This is a genomic window from Haloprofundus halobius, from assembly GCF_020097835.1.
Classification (GTDB): domain Archaea; phylum Halobacteriota; class Halobacteria; order Halobacteriales; family Haloferacaceae; genus Haloprofundus; species Haloprofundus halobius.
Window position 1 is genome coordinate 2212627 of sequence record NZ_CP083666.1, and the last position, 21513, is coordinate 2234139.

General features: G+C 67.2%; 17 protein-coding genes. 9 read left to right on the plus strand and 8 right to left on the minus strand.

Features of this window, described 5'->3' with window-relative positions; all coding sequences use genetic code 11:
• Positions 1-114: 114 nt before the first annotated feature.
• From LAQ74_RS11570 to LAQ74_RS11585, 4 genes are all read left to right on the plus strand, one after another.
• Positions 115-2472, plus strand: a complete 2358-nt coding sequence (locus LAQ74_RS11570; protein ID WP_224332700.1) for a DUF2206 domain-containing protein — start codon at positions 115-117, stop codon at positions 2470-2472.
• On the plus strand, positions 2469-3461 hold the full coding sequence (locus LAQ74_RS11575; protein WP_224332701.1) for a glycosyltransferase family 2 protein: 993 nt from the start codon (positions 2469-2471) through the stop codon (positions 3459-3461). The genes LAQ74_RS11570 and LAQ74_RS11575 overlap by 4 nt, the downstream gene beginning before the upstream one ends.
• A gap of 383 nt (positions 3462-3844) precedes the next feature.
• Positions 3845-5440: a hypothetical protein gene (locus LAQ74_RS11580; RefSeq protein ID WP_224332702.1), complete on the plus strand. Its 1596-nt coding sequence runs from the start codon at positions 3845-3847 to the stop codon at positions 5438-5440.
• Positions 5441-5781: 341 nt separating this feature from the next.
• Positions 5782-6714 carry a hypothetical protein gene (locus tag LAQ74_RS11585; RefSeq protein ID WP_224332703.1) on the plus strand — a complete coding sequence of 311 codons (933 nt, stop codon included), beginning with the start codon at positions 5782-5784 and terminating at the stop codon, positions 6712-6714.
• Positions 6715-6720: 6 nt separating this feature from the next.
• On the opposite strand, the gene LAQ74_RS11590 is transcribed toward LAQ74_RS11585, so the two are convergent.
• The gene (locus LAQ74_RS11590) at positions 6721-7452 is read right to left on the minus strand and encodes a DUF8116 family protein (RefSeq protein ID WP_224332704.1); all 732 of its coding nucleotides are present in this window, start codon (positions 7450-7452) and stop codon (positions 6721-6723) included.
• 121 nt (positions 7453-7573) lie between these two features.
• On the opposite strand from LAQ74_RS11590, the gene LAQ74_RS11595 reads away from it, so the two are divergent.
• Entirely contained in the window at positions 7574-8362 is a 789-nt protein-coding gene (locus LAQ74_RS11595) for an HpcH/HpaI aldolase family protein (RefSeq protein ID WP_224332705.1), read from the plus strand.
• 7 nt (positions 8363-8369) lie between these two features.
• On the opposite strand, the gene LAQ74_RS11600 is transcribed toward LAQ74_RS11595, so the two are convergent.
• Both LAQ74_RS11600 and LAQ74_RS11605 read right to left on the minus strand, forming a co-directional pair.
• Positions 8370-8963 (minus strand): DUF8054 family protein, encoded by a 594-nt coding sequence (locus LAQ74_RS11600; protein ID WP_224332706.1) that lies wholly within the window; start codon positions 8961-8963, stop codon positions 8370-8372.
• Entirely contained in the window at positions 8960-9733 is a 774-nt protein-coding gene (locus tag LAQ74_RS11605; RefSeq protein WP_224332707.1) for a nucleotide-binding protein, read from the minus strand. Before LAQ74_RS11605 ends, LAQ74_RS11600 begins: the two co-directional genes overlap by 4 nt.
• A 131-nt stretch (positions 9734-9864) precedes the next feature.
• Here LAQ74_RS11605 and LAQ74_RS11610 point away from each other — a divergent pair, with 131 nt between their 5' ends.
• The 3 genes from LAQ74_RS11610 to fdhF all read left to right on the plus strand — a co-directional run bounded on the left by LAQ74_RS11610 (position 9865) and on the right by fdhF (position 15017).
• The gene (locus tag LAQ74_RS11610; protein WP_224332708.1) at positions 9865-10056 is read left to right on the plus strand and encodes a hypothetical protein; all 192 of its coding nucleotides are present in this window, start codon (positions 9865-9867) and stop codon (positions 10054-10056) included.
• Positions 10057-10129: 73 nt separating this feature from the next.
• Positions 10130-11665 (plus strand): NADH-ubiquinone oxidoreductase-F iron-sulfur binding region domain-containing protein, encoded by a 1536-nt coding sequence (locus LAQ74_RS11615; RefSeq protein WP_224332709.1) that lies wholly within the window; start codon positions 10130-10132, stop codon positions 11663-11665.
• A 25-nt stretch (positions 11666-11690) separates the two neighbouring features.
• A complete protein-coding gene (gene fdhF, locus LAQ74_RS11620) occupies positions 11691-15017 on the plus strand; it encodes a formate dehydrogenase subunit alpha (protein ID WP_224337256.1) in 3327 nt (1108 codons plus the stop codon).
• Between the two features lie 27 nt (positions 15018-15044).
• On the opposite strand, the gene LAQ74_RS11625 is transcribed toward fdhF, so the two are convergent.
• The 4 genes from LAQ74_RS11625 to LAQ74_RS11640 are packed head-to-tail and all read right to left on the minus strand — an operon-like array spanning position 15045 to position 20051.
• Positions 15045-16649: a cobyric acid synthase gene (locus LAQ74_RS11625; RefSeq protein ID WP_224332710.1), complete on the minus strand. Its 1605-nt coding sequence runs from the start codon at positions 16647-16649 to the stop codon at positions 15045-15047.
• Between the two features lies 1 nt (position 16650).
• Positions 16651-17343 (minus strand): cob(I)yrinic acid a,c-diamide adenosyltransferase, encoded by a 693-nt coding sequence (locus tag LAQ74_RS11630; protein ID WP_224332711.1) that lies wholly within the window; start codon positions 17341-17343, stop codon positions 16651-16653.
• A gap of 7 nt (positions 17344-17350) precedes the next feature.
• Positions 17351-18646 carry an amylo-alpha-1,6-glucosidase gene (locus LAQ74_RS11635; RefSeq protein ID WP_224332712.1) on the minus strand — a complete coding sequence of 432 codons (1296 nt, stop codon included), beginning with the start codon at positions 18644-18646 and terminating at the stop codon, positions 17351-17353.
• 1 nt (position 18647) lies between these two features.
• Positions 18648-20051 (minus strand): cobyrinic acid a,c-diamide synthase, encoded by a 1404-nt coding sequence (locus LAQ74_RS11640; RefSeq protein WP_224332713.1) that lies wholly within the window; start codon positions 20049-20051, stop codon positions 18648-18650.
• Positions 20052-20517: 466 nt separating this feature from the next.
• Between LAQ74_RS11640 and LAQ74_RS11645 the strand changes: the two genes are divergently transcribed.
• Complete coding sequence (locus tag LAQ74_RS11645) at positions 20518-21279, plus strand: SDR family NAD(P)-dependent oxidoreductase (protein WP_224332714.1); 762 nt, start codon at positions 20518-20520, stop codon at positions 21277-21279.
• Between the two features lie 47 nt (positions 21280-21326).
• On the opposite strand, the gene LAQ74_RS11650 is transcribed toward LAQ74_RS11645, so the two are convergent.
• Entirely contained in the window at positions 21327-21497 is a 171-nt protein-coding gene (locus tag LAQ74_RS11650) for a hypothetical protein (RefSeq protein WP_224332715.1), read from the minus strand.
• Positions 21498-21513: the final 16 nt, after the last annotated feature.

Genomic DNA, 21513 nt, shown 5'->3' on the forward strand with positions numbered 1-21513 from the left:
GAGAAATTATATGTAAATCACGCTGGTAGAACCATTATATCTGGTTGTCACGTCGTGTGGCCCGAGTCGACGCGCTCGGCCTTCGACATCGCAACCGGAGCGGATATCAAACCTATGGCACAAAATATCTCCCAAACAGAGATGCAGGTGGCGTGGAGCCCGATCGCAATCGTCACCGTCGTCGGTGGTCTGCTCGTCGCCTTCTGGGCAAGCACGCTCGTCTCGGCATCCACGCCCGTCTTCTCGGGTGTTCGAGTGCTCACCGCGAGCCTCCTCTTTCTGTTCTTCCCCGGTGCGTTGGTGATTCGCCTGCTCGACCTTCGAGTGCGTTCGTTCGGTCCGTTCGTCGTGCTCTCCGTCGGATTGAGTTTCGCCATCCTCTCGGCGGTAACGATCACGACGAGTGTCGCCTTGCCGGCTCTCGGCGTGACGGCGCCGCTGGCGTTGGTGCCGCTCGGGGTCGTGCTCTCGCTCGTCGTCGCGGGCCTGGTCGCGCTCGTCTCCTCGACGGACACCGAACTCCCGAGGCTGAACACCGACTTCGGGGTGTCGACGCCCGTACTCGCACTCGTCACGTTCCTGCCGACCGTCGCCGCCGTCGCGACCATCCTCATGGACAGCAGCGGCAACAACGCCGGGATGTTCCTGTTCGTCGTCGCGACCGCGTTCGTCGCCGTTCTCGCGTCGGTTCGACACCTCCCGTCGACGTTCTATCCGCTCACCGTCTTCTCGGTCGCGCTCTCGATGGTCCTGCACCGGAGCCTGTTGACCGACCACGTCGTCGGAGCGGACATCCAGAACACCTTCTTCGTCTCGTCGGTCATCGGCCGCGCGGGCGTGTGGAGTCCGGAGATAAACGGGACGTCGATGGCCGTTCCGATGATGACGTCGGTCCCGGTATCGGTGACGGTGCTCACCGGTATCGGACTGCCGACGACGTTCAAGGTGACCTACGCGCTTCTGTTCGCACTCGTCCCGGTCGGGATGTACTACATCGCGCGTGAAGTGTTCGACTCGAACATCGCGCTGTTCGGAAGCCTCTTCATCTCGTTCTACCACCTCTCGTTTTACTTCACGCCCGGCAAGCAGTTGGTCTCGCAACTGTTCGTCGTCGGACTGATGCTGCTCTACGTTCGGACACGGCTCGCCACGACCGGGAGTAAAGCCGCCGCGGTTCTCCTGGCAGTCGGGCTTGTCCACAGTCACTACGCGGTGACGTACGTGCTCGGAATCTCGCTTCTCGTCGCCGTCACCGGGCTCTTTCTGACGCGACGGATCGTCGGCAAGTTCGACCACGGACTCTCGTTTAGCTACCCGCTGATTCTCCTCGGCGGAGCGACGGCGTGGTACGTCTACTCTTCACAAGAGCTGGTTTCGACGCTCGCGTCCATCCCGATAAGCCTCCGCGACCAGATAATCACACTCCTTCTGACCGGGATCGTCCAGGGGTCGGGCAGCAGCTACGTCGCCGGCCCGTCGACGTACCTCGACGACCTCCGTCTCCTGCTCTACGTGGTGTTCTCGTTACTGCTGACGGTCGGGCTAGCCCGGCACGCCCTCACCCAACTGCGCCAGATCTGGGACGGTGAGGCCCCCGACTACGTGGAGTACACGGCGTTGGCGGTCCCGCTCCTCGTCTTCCTGTGTTCGGCGTACTTTTTCACCATCAACCTCTGGGCCGACAGAGCGTACCAGTTGGTGCTCGTCGTCCTCGCGCCGTTCATGCCGCTCGGCTATCGAATCCTCGTCGAGGATTTCAACACCGTCCGCAGCGCCATCTCCTCGCGCGACTTCTCGCCGGAACGGGCCTCGATCGGACGGGGCAGTTGGACCGTCCTCGCAGTACTTCTCGCGGTGCTTCTGGCGTTCAACTCCGGTATGGTGTTCGCGGTCGCCGGCCCCGCCCAGACGGCGTCGTTCAACCCCGAGGCGCACGACTATGCGTTCAGCGAGGACGAGCGCGCCGGCGCGAACTGGCTGCTCGTGAACACCAACATCACGGAAACCGAGGCGTACACGCCGGACCAGACTGACAACTCGGACGAGGTTCCGGTGTTCACCGACTCCGTCAGCAGTCAGATGTTCAGGTCGGAACTCCCCGACAGCTACTACACCAGCGAGACGATCGACCTCAAGGATCGCTGGGACCCCCAACTGGATCTCGACCGGGTAGACAGGGGGTACGTCTACCTCCGCCACCGTAGCGTCGTCGACGTCGACCCCGACGAACCCGTGTCGACGGACCACCTCTCGAAAGCCAACGAGACGGTGATAACGTCGACGCACCACGTCGTCTACAGCAACGGGAACGCCAGCGTCGTCAAGGTCCAACCGGAGATGGTCGGCAACGAGACGCAACCGTGGAACGACTCCTCGAACGTGTCGCCGCCGCCGGCAGAACTCACGGCGGCGGAGACGACGCGTTCCGACGTTTCTCATGCGCGGCACTCGAACGGGGGAAGTCGACGGTGACCGACTCGAACGACCGTCCGCTGGTCTCGTACATCGTTGCGACGTTCAATAGAGCCGACGACCTGGCGGACGCCGTCGACTCCGTTCTCGCCCAGCAGTACCGACCGCTCGAGGTGGTCGTCGTCAGCAACTCGACGGACCGAGCGCGGGAGGCCGAACTGTTCGAGGACGGCGGTCGGTTCGACCTCGACTGCGTGCAGTACCACCACTACCCGGAGCGGATGGGCGCGCCGGGCGCGAAGAACGTCGCAATCGAACACGCCTCCGGCGAGTTCGTCGTCCAGATAGACGACGACGCCGTGATGGTCGACGAGGACGCGACCGACGAAGTGCTCAGACTGTTTGAGCGGTACGAGGACGTCGGAATCTTGGCGTTCAAGTCGCTCGACTACTACACCGGCGAGGTGAAAGTCGACGAGACGCCCGACGCGCCGGAGTTCCACATCTCCCCGGAGGAGCAGTACCGGACCACGAGCTTCATCGGTATGGGGACCGCGTTCCGGCGCGAGATGTTCGAGACGACCGGACTGTACCCCGACAACTTCGTCTACGGATTCGAGGAGATGGACCTCTCGATACGGGCGCTCGACGCCGGCTACGACATCCTCTACGCGCCCTCGGTCGCGGTGTACCACAAGAAGACGCCCGAGGGGAGAATTCCCGACACGGAGACCAAAGAACGCCTCGTCGAGAATCGCATCAACATCGCCGTCCGCAACCTCCCGTGGCGGTACGTCCTGTTCACGACGCTCATCTACTCCGTCTACGTGGTGTTCCTCACGAAGAGCGTCTCGTCGCTCGCGAACGTGTACCGCCGACTGTACGGGAAGCGGGACCGACTCCGCGCCGAACGGAATGTCGTCGACAGACGGACCATCGAGCGCATCAAGTCGCGAAAGACGATGCTGTTTCTCTGGTGGTACGGACCGCACCCGAAGCGAATCTTCGGCCCGGACGGTGACCTCGGTCGACTGAAGTGGGAAGCATAAACAGGAAGCATAACTAAATTGACTGTTTTTGGGGAGCTCCGGAAGAACCCTCCAATCGAGAAGAACGTAGTCCCCGATTATAGACAGTAGGCGGAGAAAACGCCCGAGCGAAGCGCCGAGAGACCACCCCGCTCGGCTTCGAAACAGTCCGGTAGCGCCCCGCTAGAGACGGTATCACCGGGCCTAGTCGGGAGAACGTATCAGCTACCGATCCCGCGCGAGGAATCGTCAGCGCCGCAGAAGGACCATCAGTCGACGAGCGGGTTTCGTGTGTCAGACGAATCGGCGAATACGAGACGTACCAGTTGGAATGCACTTACGCGTAGATAGCCTGACAATACTAAATTCGGACAGTTCCGTGTGTCCTGTCGGAATCAAAGTGCATGACACGACAGAATCAGACCCGAAGGCGGTTTCTCGCGGGGAGTGCAGCAACGCTCGGTTCGCTGTCAGTTCTGACCGGCGGGGCGGGCGCCCGGACGTCGACGCGGATACTTGCGGTCGTCAACGCGACCGGTGACGGTCCGGCGAAGTACCGATTCAGCGTCGACGGCGACGTCGAGAAGACGACGGAGACCGGCGGCGCGCCGAACGGATTCGCCTCGCTCAACGACGACGACCGTCTCACCGAGACGACCGCCGAAGGACGCGTCCACGGCGGTGCGGACGCGTACCGCATCTCCGGTTCTCTGACCAGTCTGGTCGTCGAGGGCGGCGCGGGCGTCTACGTCGACGGCGAGGAGATCGACGCGGGCGACTACCCGTCCCCGAGCGTACTCGCGATGACGGGAGACGGCGAGTACACGTTCTCGGCTGACGGCAGCGTCGCGAAGACGATACTGACCGGCGGCGCGGACGTGCCGCCCGCGTCGCTCAACGACGCCGACACCGTCGACGGCACCGACGTCTCGGGGTCGACGTTCGGCGGCACCGACGCGTACGTCGTCGACGGCGAGCTCACCGAGTTCGATCCGGCGGACGGACTCACCGCGTTCCTCGACGGCGAGGAGTACACGGGGCCGTCGGACGGGCGAGGCGAGACCGGTGGCACCGACGACGCCGACGACACCGGCGGTGACGAAGACGATGGCGGAGAGACGGCCGCCCCCGAACTGTCGTTCCCCGACTGTACGACCGTCGAGATATCGGGGTCGTTCGAGGCGGCGTCGCTGGAAGTACTGGTCGAGGACGACGACCCCGAGACGACGCCGATGGAGCAGGTGTACGAGTACGAGAACGACGACGGCGCAACCGAAGCGACCGTCTCGGTTCCGGCGGACGAGTTCGGTCCGTATCAGGTCGTCGAGTACGCAATTGTCACCTACGGCGACGGGCGGACCGTCGAGGCGACGAATCCGGACGCGGGCGCGTGTCGCGACGAGACGTTCCCGGCGACGGAACCGACCGTCGAGTTCCCCGACTGTACGACTGTCGAGATATCGGGGTCGTTCGAGGCGGCGTCGCTGGAGGTACTGGTCGAAGACGACGATCCCGAGACGACGCCGATGGAGCAGGTGTACGAGTACGAACACGACGGCGAGTCCGAGGACGCGACGGTGAGCGTCCCCGACGACGAGTTCGGCCCGTACCAGGTCGTCGAGTACGCCACCGTCACCTACGACGACGGGCGGACCGTCGAGGCGACGAATCCGGACGCGGGCGCGTGCCGGGACGAGACGTTCCCCGTCGAGCGAAGCCTCGAGTTCGTCGACTGCACCACCGTACACGTCGCGGGCGCGTTCGACGACCTCTCCATCGAAGTGCTCGTTCGGGACGACATGCCGACGACGCCGATGGAACAGGTGTACGAACACGAGGGCGACGGCGAGTCCGAGGAGACGACGGTGAGCGTCCCCGACGGTGAGTTTGGCCCGTACCAAGTCGCCGAGAGAGCGACCGTGGTCTACCCCGACGGCGAAGTCGTCGAGGCGACGAACCCCGACGCGGGCACGTGTCGAGACGAGACGTTCCCGGAATGACGGCCGTTCGACCGACGGAGACGTAACACTTCGTTGTCGTACTCCAGTCGTCGATTGAGAGCCGCTGTCGGGGACGGCGACGGCTCCAATCCGGACGTTTTCGTCGCTGTTGCGTCCGACCCCGCCGAAACAACGCGGGGTTGAGAGACCGGTCCGGACGGTAACGTTCACGAACGGCGGATAGTCAGATAAATACACAAGTACTCGGTGCTGAATAAAGCTTAAGATGCAACTCAATGTGGCCTTAGCCGGAAGCGAAGAAGTCAATGAAGGAAACACATACAAGCCGCCGGACGTTCCTCGCTGGCAGTCTCACAGCCCTCGGCGCAACCGCGACAACGATGACCGTACACGCACAAGAAACTGAGTGGAGAAACGTGGTCGTCTCGGGTACTCCCGGGTCCGGGCCGGTTCGCTACGAACTGGAGTCCGACGGAACCGTCGAGAAGACGACCGAGACGGGCAGCGCGCCGGTCGACGGCGCGTCGATAAACGCCAACGACACGCTCGAAGGGAGCTACGCGAGCGGGGTCGTCGTCGGGGGCGTCGACGCATACCGGTACACCGGCGAACTGACGCTGCTGTCGGTGGAGGGCGACGCGACTGTCTACCTCGACGGCTCACAGACCGACCCCGACAGCGTCGGCGAGAGCTACGACTACCTCACGGTCGTCGGCGACGGACCGCGGACGGAGTACAGCTTCGAAACCGACGGCGACGTGGCGAAAACGAACATGACCGGCGGCGCGCCGAAGAGCTACGCGTCGATTCAGGGCGGCGACACCGTCGACGGCGGGTCGGTCAGCGGCACGGTGCTCGGCGGCGTCGACGCCTTTCGCGTCTCCGGCGACATCACCGCCTTCGAGCTCTCGGGCGGGACCGCGTACCTCAACGGGCAGGAGTACACGGGACCGGGCGGCGACGACGAAGACGACGACCGCGGCGGGGATTCGGACGCGGCGATTCGATTTACGGGCTGTACGGGCGTCGAAGTGGACGGGAAGTTCGATCAGGTGTCGCTGTCGGTGCTCGCCGCCGACGCGGGCTGTCAGACGGGGACTCGCTACTACGAACAGGAGTACGTCTACGGGTTGGCCGAGAGCGAAACCATCGAAGGGACGACGGCGGTCGACCTCCCGGACGGCCACTTCGCGGAGTACCAGATGGTCGAATCGGCGACCGCGGAGGGAGACGAGACCGTCGAGGTGACGAACCCCGACGCCGACGCCTGCCGCGACGAGATGGAGTCGCAGCTCGAATCGGCCTGCGACTAACGTCGCTCAACCGTCCGAATGTTCCAACTCCCTCCGAGCACGACGGAGGAGCCGTTCCCAGACGTCGAACAGCGTACTGTCGAGTCCGTACTTCTCGTCGATATCTCGAACCCACGCGTCGTCGGCGAACAGCAGGCGCTGAAACCGCCGAACGTCCGGCGAGAGTGACTCTCGACGACCCGCGTAGTACGCGACGGTCTCCGCTCGCGTGCGCGAAACGAGCGTTTGGGGTACGTCGACGCCCGACTCGCGCGCGACGTGGACGAACCACTCGAGATGGAGAACCGCGTCTGCGAGGACGAACCGCTCGGCGAACCCCGAGACGTGTTCGAGCGCCGGTCGACCCTCGACCAGCACGTCGTTCGGCGTGCTGAAGTGCGGAACGGAGACGTGCGGCAGATCTCCGGCGTACGCGCGTGCGAGACGGGTGAGTCGGTAGTCCGCGAGTGTGACCGGTCCAGCCAACGCGAGTTCGTACCACAGCGGCAACCACTCGCAGAACGGTTCGGAGAACGCGGCGTCGGCCAGAAGCGTCGCCGCGATGGAGCGCGCGATTCGGGGTTCGACGTCGGTCCGCCCCGCTCGCATCGCGTCGACGCCCGCCGCGGCGTCCTCGCGGAACGACCCGAGTTCGAGTTCCATCCCGTCGGCGACGTGGACGACGTAGTCGGCCCCGATTCGGTACCAGTCGGCGAACTCCTCGGGCGTTCGGAGCGCGGCGAGTCGGAGAACGGTCACGGCGGGAGTACGGGACGCACCGATATGAACGGGACGCTCTCGTAGAGTCTCCCCGCTTCGAGACGGTCCCTATCGTTGGTAGTTCCGCGAAACTATAGCCGACGCCGTAGCACGAACCCCGATGACGGATTCACGAACGAACGCGCTCCGAGAGACGGTCGACTCCGGCGGCGTCGCCCTCGGCGTGCTCGACGGGATGTACAACCCCGACGTGGTCGAACTCTGCGGCGACCTCGGCGTCGACTTCGTCTGGCACGACCTCGAACACGCGGGACCGAGTCCGTGGGACGCGACGACGCTCTCGAACCTGCTACGGGCCGCCGACGCGACCGACACCGAACTACTGGTTCGCATCCCGGTCACCGAACCCGCGCTGATGCGGAAGGTGCTGGACGCGGGCGTCCGCAACGTCTTCCTCTCGCGGGTCCGCTCGGCGGCCGAACTCCGCGAGGCGGTCCGCGCCGCGCGATTCGAGTACGACGGCGAACCCGGCCAGCGCGGCCTGGCCGCGCCGCGGGCGAGTCGCTGGGGTCTCGCCGACGACTACCCGGCGACCGAGGACGAGGAGATCTTCGTCGGGGTCACCGTCGAGAACCAGCGGGCGGTCGACGAGATCGGCGAGATTCTCTCGGTGCCGGAACTGGGGTTCGTCTTCGTCGGCCCGTACGACCTCTCGGTCGACACCGGCCACCCCGGCGAGGTGGACCACGAGGAGGTGCAGGCGCGCGTGGAGACGATTCGAGACGCGACGCTCGACAGCGACGTCGCCCTCGGCGGTCTCGGCTTCGGGATGGACGACGTGAACGAGAAAGCCGACCAGGGCTACCAGATTCTCAACGTCGGTAGCACGATGGCCGGCGTCTCCGAGATGGTGTCGTCGCGACTCGACGCGTTCGAGGGCGAGCGGTAGTCACGGTTCAGTCCGCGTTCGACTCGCCGTCGGCCAACTGCTCCGTCAGTCCCCACTGCTCGGCGCGGGCTTCGGCCTCGGTGCGGGCCTGCTCGCGAATCGCGTCGAGTTTCGCCTCGTCTTCGAGGAACGCCTCCACCGCGCTCGCGCCGTCCTCGCCCCGCCGTGACCACTCGTCGGGCGCGGCGTCGCGCATTCGGGCCGCGAGTTCCGGCGCGTCCGCCAGCGTCTCCGCGGGCGACCCCGGCGGCACGAGGAGGTCGTCGGTCTCGTGTGTCTCCGAGAGCGCCGACACCGGGAGTTCGTAGACGTCGACGCGGAACGGTCCGGGGACGGCCAAGTCGGCCAAGGCGTCCGTCCCGCCGCGGTCCGTCTCGACGCTGTAGGCCAGCGCCGGCACCCCTGCCTCGAACGTGAGCACGCCGCGCGTCTCGCCGTCGAGCAGCAGCGCGTCCTGCGGTTCGAGGACGGCGTAGCCGGTCAGTTCGCGCTCCAGCGCCGTCGAGAGCGCGGTTCCGACGTCGGCGACGACCCGAGAGCGGACGAGGTCGCCGCGAGGGATGGAGAGTCGGTCGTCCGGGGGGTCGTCGAGCGCGTTCATGGCGTGTCGGGGACGACGGCGCTGCGAAAGCGGTCCGCCACGTCGCCCTCGTCGCCCGCGTGAACGTCGATTCGGCCGGCCGCTTTCCGATAGGCGGCGGCTGGGGCGGAGTCCGGCGCGTGCGCCAGTAGCGGTTCGCCCGCGCGTCTGGCCGCGCGAACCACGTCGCTGTCGGGGACTGTCGCGAGCGTCTGCCCGCCGAAGTACTCGCTCGCACGGTCGACGACGCGGTCGATTCCGGCGTCGTCGTGGACTCTGTTGAACAGCACGCCCGCCGTCTCGGTGCCGTAGGACCGCGCGTACTCCTGAACCTTCAGGCCGTCCGAGAGCGCCGGCACCGTCGGTTGGAGGACGACGACGATTCGGTCGGCGAGGACGATGGGGAGGACGGCGCTCTTCGACCCGAGCGCGGCGGGCGAGTCGAGAAGGAGCACGTCGGTGTCGCTCGCGAGGTCGGCGACCACGTCCCGCAGGCGGGCGGGATCGGCCGCCTCGAACGCCGCGAGACTCGTCCCGCAGGGGACGACCGACATCCCGAACCGCTCGTACGTCGCCTCCGACACCTCGGTTCCGGTCTCCTCGACGAGCAGGTCGTGTAGCGTCACCTCCACGTCGTCGAGACCGGCGTGAAACAGCAGGTTCGCCATCCCGGTGTCGGCGTCGACGACGGTGACGTCGTGTTCGGCGGCGAGTGCCATCCCCAGCGCGAGCGTGCTCGTCGTCTTCCCGGTGCCGCCCTTCCCGCTGGCGACGGCGAACGCCTCGACCATGCGTTTCGTTACCCGCCTTCCCTAATTTAAACACTCCGTCTCCGCCCGGGAGCGGAGGGCCGCCTGACGTCGATCCCGTCCGACGTCGATCCCCCCGAACGCCTATCGTCGCGTTCGACGAACCGACACCCATGTTCGGAGAGAGCGCGAACGGTGCGAGTCGGCGTCGAACCATCTCGGTCGTCACGATAGCGGCGATGCTCGTCGGGGTGACGCTCGTCTGGCTGTGGCGCGAGCACGCCCCGCTGTCGCGTCGCGTTCGTCGGAGTCGGGCGTCGCGCTCTGCGGCGACTCGGAAATCGAGGCTCGCACCGCCGTTCTGACTGTTGGTGACGAATCGAACAGTCATCCAGTTCGGAGTAACCCTTTCGTGACACGGCGACGCACGTACACGAGATGACAGACCACACGGAATCGAACGCCGTCGTCCGCGTCTGCGTCGGCGGGTCGACAGACGGGGCGAGCGCGACGGCGGACGCCGCGCGGGCAGCCGCGGACGACGCGCGCGTGGTCGGGGTCGGACCGACCGGCATCGACGGCGACGCGCCGCTCGTACTGGTGACGCGGGGGGGTGAGACGACGTTCTACCGCGACTGCGGACCGGAGCGGGCGACGCGCGTCGTCGAGTCGCTCGAAGACGGCGGGGTCGAACCGGGCGACGCGACGGTCGAACACGACGCCGAGCGTCGAACGCTGCCGGTTCCCGAACTCGGTCCGCTGGCGGTGGGTGACCGGCGCGTGCTCGGACGATGCGGCTGGGTCGACCCGGCCGACGCCGGTGCGTACGACGAGTGGGCCACCGACGTGGTCGGCGACACCGACGCCGCGATGGAACAAGTCCGCGAGGTCGGACTACTGGGCCGGGGACGAGGCGACGCGACGCACGACGATCCCGTCGCCGTCGAGTGGGACGTCGCGCGCGAGACGCCGGGCGACCCGGTGCTCGTCGTCAACGCCAACGAGAGCGACCGGCGAAACGAGACGGACAAAACGCTCGTCGAGGGCGATTCCGTCGCGGTCCTCGACGGGGCACTCGCCGTCGCCGAACTGGTGGGCGTCGAGGCGAGTGACATCGTCGTCTACCTCAACGAGGCCGACACCCTGGCGCAGGACCGGGTGCGCGCGGCCGTCGATTCGCTGACCGAGGCGCGTGACATCGACGGGAAGCCGCAGGTCGTCGCCGGCCCGGATCTGTACATCGCGGGCGAACCGACGATGGCGCTCGAATCGCTGGAGGGCAACGACCGACTGGAAGCACGCCTCCGGCCACCCTCGCCCGCGCGCCACGGCCTGTACGGCCGCCCGACGCTGATTCACACGCCGCGGACGCTCGCGCAGGTCCGCGAACTGCTACTCCGACCCGAGAACTTCGACGCCGACGACGCCGACCCGGGAACCCGTCTCGTGACCGTCACCGGCGACGTCGCCGCGCCCGCGACGGTCGAACTGCCGACCGGCGGGTCGCTGTCGGCGGTTCGTAACGCCGTCGAATTCGATGGGCCGCTGAAGATGGCCTGCGTCGGCGGGCAGTTCGGCGGGTTCACGCGCACACTCGATCACACGCCGAGCGCGCCGGCGCTCGCGGGCGCGGAACTCGGCACGGAGGGCGTCGTCGAACTGTTCGACGACTCCCACTGCGCGGTGGCGACGGCGGGCGGGCGGTCGCGGTTCGCCCGCGACGAGAACTGCGGCCGCTGCGTCCCCTGCCGCGAGGGGTCGAAACAACTTTTGAACAAACTGCGCGGCGTCTACGACGGCGAGTTCGACGACGACGGCCTCCGAGAGCTAACGCGCGTGATGCGGACGACGAGCACCTGTGTGTTCGGATCGTCGGCCGCGCGCGCCGTCACGACGGCGATGGACGAGTTCGAGACCGAGTTCCGCGCGCACGCCGACGGGCGCTGTCCGAGCGGCGCGTGCGAGGAGGCCTGATATGAGCACCGACAATCCCGAAGATATGAGCACCGAACCGAGCAGACCGGGGCCGGGCGACTCCGCCCCCGCCGAATCGCTCCCGGGCGTCCCGACCCTGGACGACCCCCGACCGAGCACGCCGCTGACCGAGGACTTCGTCACCGGAACGGCCAACGACCCCGAAGTGGGGTCCGCCGGTCCGGCGATGACCACCGTCACCGTCGACGGCGAACCCATCGCGTTGCCGCCGGGGTCGACGCTGCTCGACGCCGTCGAGGCGCTCGACACCGAGAGCTACGTCCCGGCGCTCTGCAGCTACGACCGCGACACCGAGCAGGGCGAGAACGTCGGCCCGCGCTCGGAGTGTCGGACGTGCATGGTCGACACCGACGAGCACGGCCTCGTTCCGTCGTGCAGTTTCCCCGCCGAGGACGACCTGACGGTCCGCACCGACGCGACCGACGCGAAGGAGGCCCGCGACGTGAACCTCGACCTCGTGCTGTCGAACCACAACCTCCGGTGTACGACCTGCGGGCAGAACGGCCGCTGCGAACTGCAGGACGTCTCCATCGACAACGGGGTGCAGGAACCACGTTACGGTGTCTTCGACGACCGCGACGAGTACGAACCGCTCGACGACACGTCGTCGGTCATCCAGATAGACCGCAACAAATGCATCCTCTGTAACCGCTGTGTCGAGGCCTGCAACGACGTGCAGGTCGAGGGCGTCCTCCGCATCGAGGGGCAGGGACCGGACACTCGAATCGGTTTCCAGAAGCCCGAGGCGGAGACGATGAGCGAGTCGACCTGCGTCTCCTGCGGGCACTGTGCGACAGTCTGTCCGACCGGGTCCTTGGTCGAGAAGGGACTCGTCGACGCGACGACCATCCCGTTTCCCGGGTTCACCCAGAAGAATTCGATTGGCAAAGTCATCGAACACGAGGCCGCCGAGACCGCCGACACCTCACCGTCGCCGAACCGCCGCGTGCCCGGCGAGTTCGAAGGCCTCGGCGGCGAGAGCGACGCGGAGGTCACCGAGAAATCCGGCGTCGCGCGCTTCATGGCGAAGGCGAGACAGCACGCGCAGTCGGCGGCCTCGCGCGTCGCCGACGAGTCGCTCGAACGGTTCGAACGCGTCGCGGAGGAGACGGCGGCGAACACCCTCGAAGTCGGACAGCTGTTCGACGTAGCGAAGGTCGTCAGCACCGGCCGGATGCAGCGCGTCACGAAGGCCGAGACGACCTGTCAGTACTGCGCCGTCGGCTGTCGATTCGAACTGTACGGCAAAGACGGCGAGGTGCTCGGTGTTCGACCGGCCGACACCGACGTGACCCCCGCGAACGACTTCTCGACCTGCGTGAAGGGGAAGTTCGGCTACGAGTTCGTCGACAGTCCGAATCGGCTGAAGACGCCGCTCGTCAAGGAGGACGGGGAGTTCCGCGAGGCGTCGTGGGACGAGGCGCTCGACCGCGTCGTCTCGGAACTGCGCGCCATCCAGCGCGAACACGGCGACGACGCCGTCGCCGTCACCTCCTCTTCGAAGGCGACCAACGAGGAGAACTTCCTGAACCAGAAGTTCGCCCGACAGGTGCTCGGGACGCCGCACGTCGACAACTGCGCGCGACTCTGTCACTCCTCGACCGTCGCCGGATTGAAACAGACCGTCGGCTACGGCGCGATGACGAATCGAATAAACGAGGACATCGGGAAAACCGACTGCTACCTCATCACCGGGTCGAACACCACCGAGAGCCACCCCGTGTTGGCGACGCGCATCAAGCAGAACGTCCGCGACGGCGCGGAGCTCATCGTCTTCGACCCGCGGAAGATCGGCCTCGCCGAGCACGCCAACCAGTACACCCGGACGCAACCCGGACAGGACATCGCGTGGCTCAACGGGATGGTGCGCCACATCATCGCTGAGGACCTCCACGACCGCGAGTTCATCGAGGAGCGCACGACCGGATTCGAGGAACTGAAGGAGAAGGTCGAGCCGTTCACCCCCGAGAAGGTCGAGGAACTCGCGGGCGTCGCTCCCGAGGACCTGAAGCGGGCGGCCGAGACCGTCGCGACGGCGGACACCTGCATCTTCGGCTGGGCGATGGGGATGACCCAGCACGCCCACGGGACGCGGAACGTGCTTGCCATCACGAACCTCGCGCTCGTGACGGGGAATCTCGGCAAACCGCGGGCAGGACTGTCGCCGTTCCGCGGGCAGAACAACGTCCAGGGCGGCGGCGGCGACATGGGACCCGCGCCGCACAACCTGCCGGGGTACCAGGACCTCACCGACGACGACGTGCTCGACAAGTTCGAGGAGGCGTGGGGCGTCCGCCCGCCGTCGCAGGTCGGCCTCTACCTGCCCGAGCAGTACGAGGCCATCCACGACGGGAACATCCGCGGGATGTTCGTGATGGGCGAGAACCCCGTTCTGTCGGAACCGGACGTCCGCGAGGCCGAGGAGGCCGTCGAGGAACTCGACTTCCTCGTCGTGCAGGACATCTTCCTCACCGAGACGGCCGAGCACGCCGACGTCGTCCTTCCGGCGGCCTCCGCCGCCGAGAAGTACGGCACGTTCACCAACACCGAGCGCCGCATCCAGATGGTTCGACCGGCCGTCGAGCCGCCGGGCGAGGCGCGGACGGACATGGAGATCCTCTCCGATTTGGCCGGTCGCTTCGGCTACGAGTGGGCGTACGACGGTCCGGCGGACGTGATGGACGAGATCGCGTCGCTCGTCCCCATCTACGGCGGCGTCAGCTTCGATCGCCTCGAATCGACGTCCGACGGCCTCCAGTGGCCCTGCGGGGACGCCGAGGACCCCGGTACGCCGTTCCTCTACGAAGACGAGTTCAACTTCGACGACGGCCTCGCGCGGTTCGTGCCGGCGGACTACGCCGGGCCGGTCGAGATGCCCGACGAGGAGTTCCCGCTGATGCTCACGACGGGACGGGTGCTCTACCACTGGCACACGGGGACGATGACCCGGCGCGTCGAGGCGCTGATGCACCACGTCCCCGAGAGCTTCGTCACCATCCACCCGAAGATGGCCGAAGACCTCGGCGTCGACGACGGCGAGTACGTCCGGGTCGCCTCCCGCCGCGGCGACATCGTCGTGAAGGCGAACGTCGAGGAAACCTCCGACCCGGGAGTCGTCTTCGTCCCGATGCACTTCGCGCAGGGGGCGGTCAACGAACTCACGCAGGCCGAACTCGACTCGACGTCGTTCATCCCCGAGTTCAAAGTGACGAGCGTCCGCATCGCGCCGCTGGGTACCGACCCCGCCGAGGAGCCGCTGACGTTCGAGCGGCCCGACTTCGGCGCGGACGCCGACGAGGACCCCGAGCGCGCCGGCGCAGACGACGACTGAGCAGCGCGTCGTCGACCGCTGGACGGACTACTCCGGCAGTCCGAGCGCCGCGAGGTCGATGTGCCTCTCGACGAGGTGCGCCGCGCGGTCGTACGGCGACCGTGAGTCGCCGTCCACCGTCGCCGGTCGCTCCCTCCCGGCCGACGCGAACACCGAATCCACGAACGCCTCCCGCGCCTGCTCGTTCTCGAAGAGGCCGTGGAGGTACGTGCCGATCACCTGCCCCGAGGCTGCGCCGAGCGCCGCAGACGCCTCGCCGTTGCGCGAAAAGGGAGCCTCTACGTCGCAGACACCGTCGACAGCGCGCGTCTCCCCGGCGTGTATCTCGTAGCCCGAGACCTCGCCGTCGACGCCAGCGAGCGGCCCGACCCCCGACAGAAGAAGCGTCGACTGCTCGACGCGCTTGTCGGTCGAAAACGCGGTTTCGACCGGCAGGAGGCCGAAGCCCGCCACTTCGTCGTCGACGCCGTCGTCGGCGCTCTCGACACTCGCATTGGTGATGCGCTCGCCGAGCATCTGATAGCCGCCGCAGAGGCCGACGACTGGGCCTTCGAACGCCGCGAGCGCGTCGTCGAAACCGGCCTCGCGGAGCGTCAGCAGGTCGTCGACGGTGTTCTTCGTGCCGGGGAGGACGACGGCGTCGGCGTCCGAGAGGTCGTCGGAGAGCGGGACGTAGGCGACCCGGACGCCGGGTTCGTCCGCGAGCGGTTCGAGGTCGGTGACGTTCGAGGCGCGTGGCAGGCGCGGAGCGGCGACCGTCACCGTCGACTCGGCTTCGACACCGTCGTCGTCGCCGACGACCGCTCGGTCGCCTTCGGCGGGTAGCGAGACGCTATCTTCCTCGGGTAACCCGGGGTCGTCGTACGGGAGAACGCCGAGGACGGGGACGCCCGTGCGCTCCTCGAACGCGTCGAGGCCAGGGTCGAGCAGCGAGACGTCGCCGCGGAACTTCGTGATAACCGCGCCGACGACGCGCTCGCGGAGGTCGTCGGGCAGCAGTTCGAGCGTGCCGACGAGGCTGGCGAAGACGCCGCCGCGCTCGATGTCGGCGACGAGCAGAATCTCGGTACTTCGCGGCTTCGCCGCCCCGTCTCGATTCGTTTCCGACGAATCGCTTCCAAACCGGGCGGTTTCCACGTTCGCCAGATCCCGGTGGTGAAGATTTATCTCGGCGATAGAGCCCGCGCCCTCGGCGACGACGACGTCGTGCTCGGCGGCGAGTCGGGCGTGCGCCGCTTCGGCGGCGTCGCGGGCGCGGGCCCAGCGCTCCTCGTAGTAGCTCCCCGCGGCGAAGTGGCCGACTGCGACGCCGTCCACGACGAGTTGCGACTCGCCGTCACCGCGAGGCTTCAGGAGCACGGGATTGTGGTCGGTCGTCGGCGCGACGCCGGCGGCCCGCGCCTGCACGTACTGGGAGACGCCGATTTCGCCGAACGCCTCGCTCCCTTCGAGCGCGGGTGACCGCGAGACGGCCCGGGCGTTGTTGCTCATGTTCTGTGCCTTGAACGGCGCGACCGAGACGCCACAGTCGGCGAGGTGGCGACAGAGACCGGCGGCGACGGTGCTCTTGCCGACGTGAGAGGCGGTCCCGGCGACGAGGAGCGTCCGCGTGGCGTCGCTGGAGTTCGACACGTCAGTACTCGGTACCGCGTCGCGCCCGCTGTCCGGCGTCGATCGGGTGTTTCTCCTTTTTCACTCGTGTCACGAGGTCGGCGTGGTCGTACAGATACTCGGGTTTCGTGTGACTCCCCGCCAGCACGAGTTCGAGGTTCTCGGGCTTCGATTCGACGAGTTCGAGCAGTTCTTCCTCGTCGAGCAGTCCCTGGTCGACGGCGTACAACACCTCGTCGAGGATGAGCATGTGAGCACCGTCTTCGGGTGGACCGTCGAGCGCGAGCGGCGATTCGAGGTCCGCGTCACTCGCGGCGTCGACGAGCTCCCGCGCGCGTTCGAGTCCGCCCTGCGCCTTCGCGCGGTGGTCGTCGTCGTCGCTGCCGTCTCTGAGGCCGTGCCAGCCGTAGTGGCCGGTGTTCTCGTAGCTGTACCCGGGCATCGCCGCGATGGCGTTGTACTCGCCGCGGACGGCGTCGACGCTGTCCGCGCCGCCCTTCATGAACTGGAGCATGTGGACGCGGAAGCCGTGGCCCGCGGCGCGAAAGCCCATCCCCATCGCGGCGGTGGTCTTCCCCTTCCCGTCGCCCCACCACACCTGCACGAGACCGAACTCCTCGGGTGCGCTCGGCTCGATCCGGTGGGCCTCGGGCGTGATTCCCCTGCCGGGGGTGTTCTTTCGCAGTTCGTCTTTTTTCGGTGTTTCGTCGGTCATGAGTGGGTTACGCTGAATCGGTCAGTTCGAGGTACAACGCCGCGCTCCACGAGAAACGGTCGCTGCCCCGACCCTCGCCCGTCTCGGGGTTGAAGTACTCGAAAAAGCCCTCGCGTTCGACGAGGCGGCGGCTGTCCCGGTCGATCCGGTCGGCGAGGTCGGCCGAGCCGTAGCGGCGCAGGCCGTCGGCGACGAGCCAGTTCGTGTTTATCCACACCGGCCCGCGCCAGTAGCGGTCGGGGTCGAACGCGTCGCCGACGTAGGAGGGGACGGCGAACTCGTAGGCGAGCAAGTCGTCGCGGAGCGTCCGGCGGAGGCGTTCGAACTGCTGCTTCGTCGGAATCTCGCCGAAGACGCTCGCGAGTCCGGCGACGGAATTCGCTTCGAGTTTGCGGTCGCCGACGCGGTCGTAGGAGACGAACGTCCCCAACTCCTCGTCCCAGAGTCGGTCGCGAATCGCCTCGCGCGACTGCTCGGCCTGCTCGCGCCACGTCGTCGCCGCCGTGTCGTCGCCGCGGGCGGCGGCGAGCGCCGCGAAGTCGTCGCAGGCGCGGACGAAGATGGCGTTCGTCAGCGCGTCCTCGACGAGGAACGGGCAGGACTCGCGGAGGTCGAACTCGTCCCAGTCGACGGCGCGGGCCTCGCGGACGAGCGAGACGTACCGGTCGTAGTCCCAGTCGGTCGGTCGCTGGTCGGCTAACTCGTCGGACTTGCGGTCTTCGCGCTCGTACACGACCTCCCCGGGGTCGAACGCGGCGAGCGGGTCGGTCCACGCCGGCGAGTCGTCCATCCCGGTCTCCCACGGGTGGCGGACGTAAACCACCGAGGTGTCGAACGACCGCTCACGCACCCACCACTCCAAGTGGCGTTCCAGCGCTGGATACACTCGATCGAGGAACCCGTCGTCGCCCGTCTCCTCGTAGATACGGCGGACCGCCGGGACGACCATCGGCGGTTGGGTGATGCCGCTGGTGGCAGTTTCCTCGACGTCGACGCCCCACTCCTCGGGACCGGGGAAGTAGCCCTCGGCGTCGGTGTGGAAGACGATGTGCGGCAGCAGACCGCTCTCCCACGTCGCCGCGCAGAGCGATTCTACCTCCTCTTTCGCGGCCGCGGGTTCGACGCCCGCGAGGCCGAGCGCGATGAAGGCGGAATCCCAGTTCCACTGGAACGGGTAGAGCGTCGCCGACGGGATGGTGTACCCCTCGGCGCGGTTCGACCGGAGCACGTCGAGCGCCTCGGTGCGGCGCTCTTCGGTGGCGGCGCGGTCAGCGTTCGTGTCCTCGTCGCGTCCGTCGTCCATGTTAGTGGTGGGCACGCGAACCGCCGTGACCGTTTCGGCCTGCGTCAGCGAACGCTGCCACCTCGTCGACGAACCGGTCGAACGCCCCGCTCTCGGGGTGGACGTGCGCGTACGTGCCGAGCGTCCGGTACTCCGTGAGGCCGTCGTGCTCGCCGTCGATACCCTTGCCGCGAACGACATCGAACGCGAAGCGGGCGTCGGTCGCCGGGTCCGCCTCGGAGTAGTGGAACTCGTGGCCGCGGAGCGTCCGCCCTTCGGGACAGGTGAGCGTCTCGTCTCTTCCTCGGAGTTCGACGTGGTCGAGCGCCTGATATCGATTGCGCATCGTCACGTCGGCCGGGAGGATGCCCGCCATCTCGTAGGTGTCGCCGTCGGTCGTCGTTAGCGACTCAGTCAAGGTCATCAGGCCGCCGCACTCGCCGAGGATGGGCAGGCCGTCGGCGGCCCGGTCGGCGAGCGTCGCCAGCGCGGGACTCTCGGAGAGGGCGGCGGCGTGTAGTTCGGGGTAGCCGCCGGGGAGGTAAACGCCGTCGCAGTCGGGCAGGTCGTCGCCCGCCGTCGGCGCGAAGGTGACTATCTCGGCGCGCTCGTCGAGGCGTTCGCGCGTCGCCGCGTAGACAAACCGGAAGGCGTCGTCGCTGGCGACGGCGATTGTGGGGAGGTCGTCGGCCTCGTCGGGGTGGGACGTGGCGTCGTCCTCGACCGCCGCGAACCACTCGGGTCCGCTCGCCACCTCGACGAACTCTTCGACGCGGATGCCCTCAGCCGCCGCGTCGAGCGCTTCGGCGGACAGCGGCGATTCGTCGCCCATCTCCAACCCGAGGTGGCGCTCGGGGATTTCGAGGTCCTCGCGCGGTGGAATCCGCCCGAAGTACGTCAGGTCGTCGGGGAGCGCCTCGCGGATGCCCGTTTCGTGTCGTCCTTCGTGTGCGCGCGAGGCGAGGACGCCCGCGACGTCGATATCGAGGCCGGCGCGCGCGGCGTACTCGCGGAAGCCGAGCGCCGTCGCGGCGACGCTCTCCATTCCCGCGCTCGCGTCGACGACGAGGGCGACCGGCAGGTCGAGTAACTCGGCGACTTTCGCGGTGCTCGTATCCACCTCGTCGACGCCAGCCCGACTCGTCGTGCTCCCATCGTACAGTCCCATCATCCCTTCGACGACGCAGACGTCGCCCGACCCGCGGGCGTAGTTGCGGCGCATCCCCGCCTCGCCTTCGAGCCACGGGTCGAGCGTTCTGGAGGCGCGCCAGGTCGCCGCCTCGTGGTGACTCGGGTCGATGAAGTCCGGCCCGGCCTTCGCCGGTTGGACGATCCGCCCCGTCCGCTGCAGAGCCCGACAGACGGCCAGCGTCGCGACGGTCTTTCCGACGCCGGAGGCGACCCCGGCGATGACGACTCCGTTCATATTCTATTCAGATAGTTTTACTGCAACTGTATTTGAGTTGTTCGGTGGAGGGGTATTCGGTGAGGTGGTGTTCGAGAAAGTGGTATCCGGGGAGGAACCGACCGCGACTCCCGTGCACACCGAGATGCCTCATCCCCCGCAATCGACTGCGTTGCTCGGTCGCTTCGCTCTCTGCGCTACTCGACCCTCGCACGGAAACGACACGGACGGAGCCGCGCCGTGGCACGCGCCGGCGGTCGGCTCCGTCCGACCGACAGATGCGTGAGGGAGTCGGGCGCGTTCATGCGCCCGACGAGGCTGGGGAGGTCTGAGGTGGTGCTGCGGTCTCTCGGTGCGCCCGGCAGTCGTGGTCGACTCGGACTCCAAGAACTCGGACTCCAAGAACTCGGACTCCAAGAACTCAGACCCAGACCCCACCGAGGCGACAGTCCCGAATATTATGTTGTTTCCCCGTGAACTCGATGCCGTGCAACTGAATGGACGGACCGCCATCGTCACCGGTGCGGCATCGGGAATAGGCAGAGCGACCGCTTCGCGACTCGCGGAGGCGGGTGCACACGTCGTCGTCACCGACGTGGACACCCACGGCGGCGAGGAGACGGTCGACCGAATCGAGCGCGACGGCGGCAGCGCGAAGTTCTCGGAACTCGACGTTCGCGACCGAGAGGCGTTCGTCTCGGTGGTCGAGGCTGTCGACGAGGAGTACGGACTCGACGTACTGGTCAACAACGCGGGCGTCGGCCACCCCCCGAAACCGGTCGAGGACGTCCCCGAGGCCGAACGCGAGTTCGTCTTCGACGTGAACGTTTCGGGCGTGTGGAACGGCTGTGCGGCAGCGCTTCCGACGATGAAAGCCCGCGGCTCGGGCGCTATTGTCAACGTCGCCTCGCTGGCGGGTGTCATCGGGTCGCCGCACCTCGGTGCGTACTCGCTGTCGAAGGGTGCGGTCGTCAACTTCACCAGAACCGTGGCCGTCGAAGCGGGCTCCAACGGCGTCCGCGCGAACGCGGTCTGCCCCGGATTCGTCGAGGGTGGGCTCGGCGAGCAGTATTTCGACTCGTTCGAGGACCCCGAAGCGGCCCGTGAACGCGCGCGCCGCGGCTACGCGCTCGGCCGCCTCGGCGAACTCGACGAAGTCGCTGACGCCATCACGTTCCTCGCCAGCGACGAGGCGTCTTTCATCACTGGCGAGTCGCTGATGGTCGACGGCGGGTTCTCGATTCAGTGACCGCGTAACTCGACGGTCGGCCTCCCGTTCGAGAGAGCCCGATTCGCTTACGTCTCGGTTGGATCGTTCTCCATCGATCTCCAGAAGAACGTCGCGGCGACGACAGCCGAAAAGCCCCACACGAGCGTCTGGGCGGGTTTTCCCTCGATGACGAACAGCCCCGCGATGGCGAGCGCGAGGAAGAACCAGACGATGTGGAGGAGACGCACGACGTTCATGGCGGTGGTCGATGCT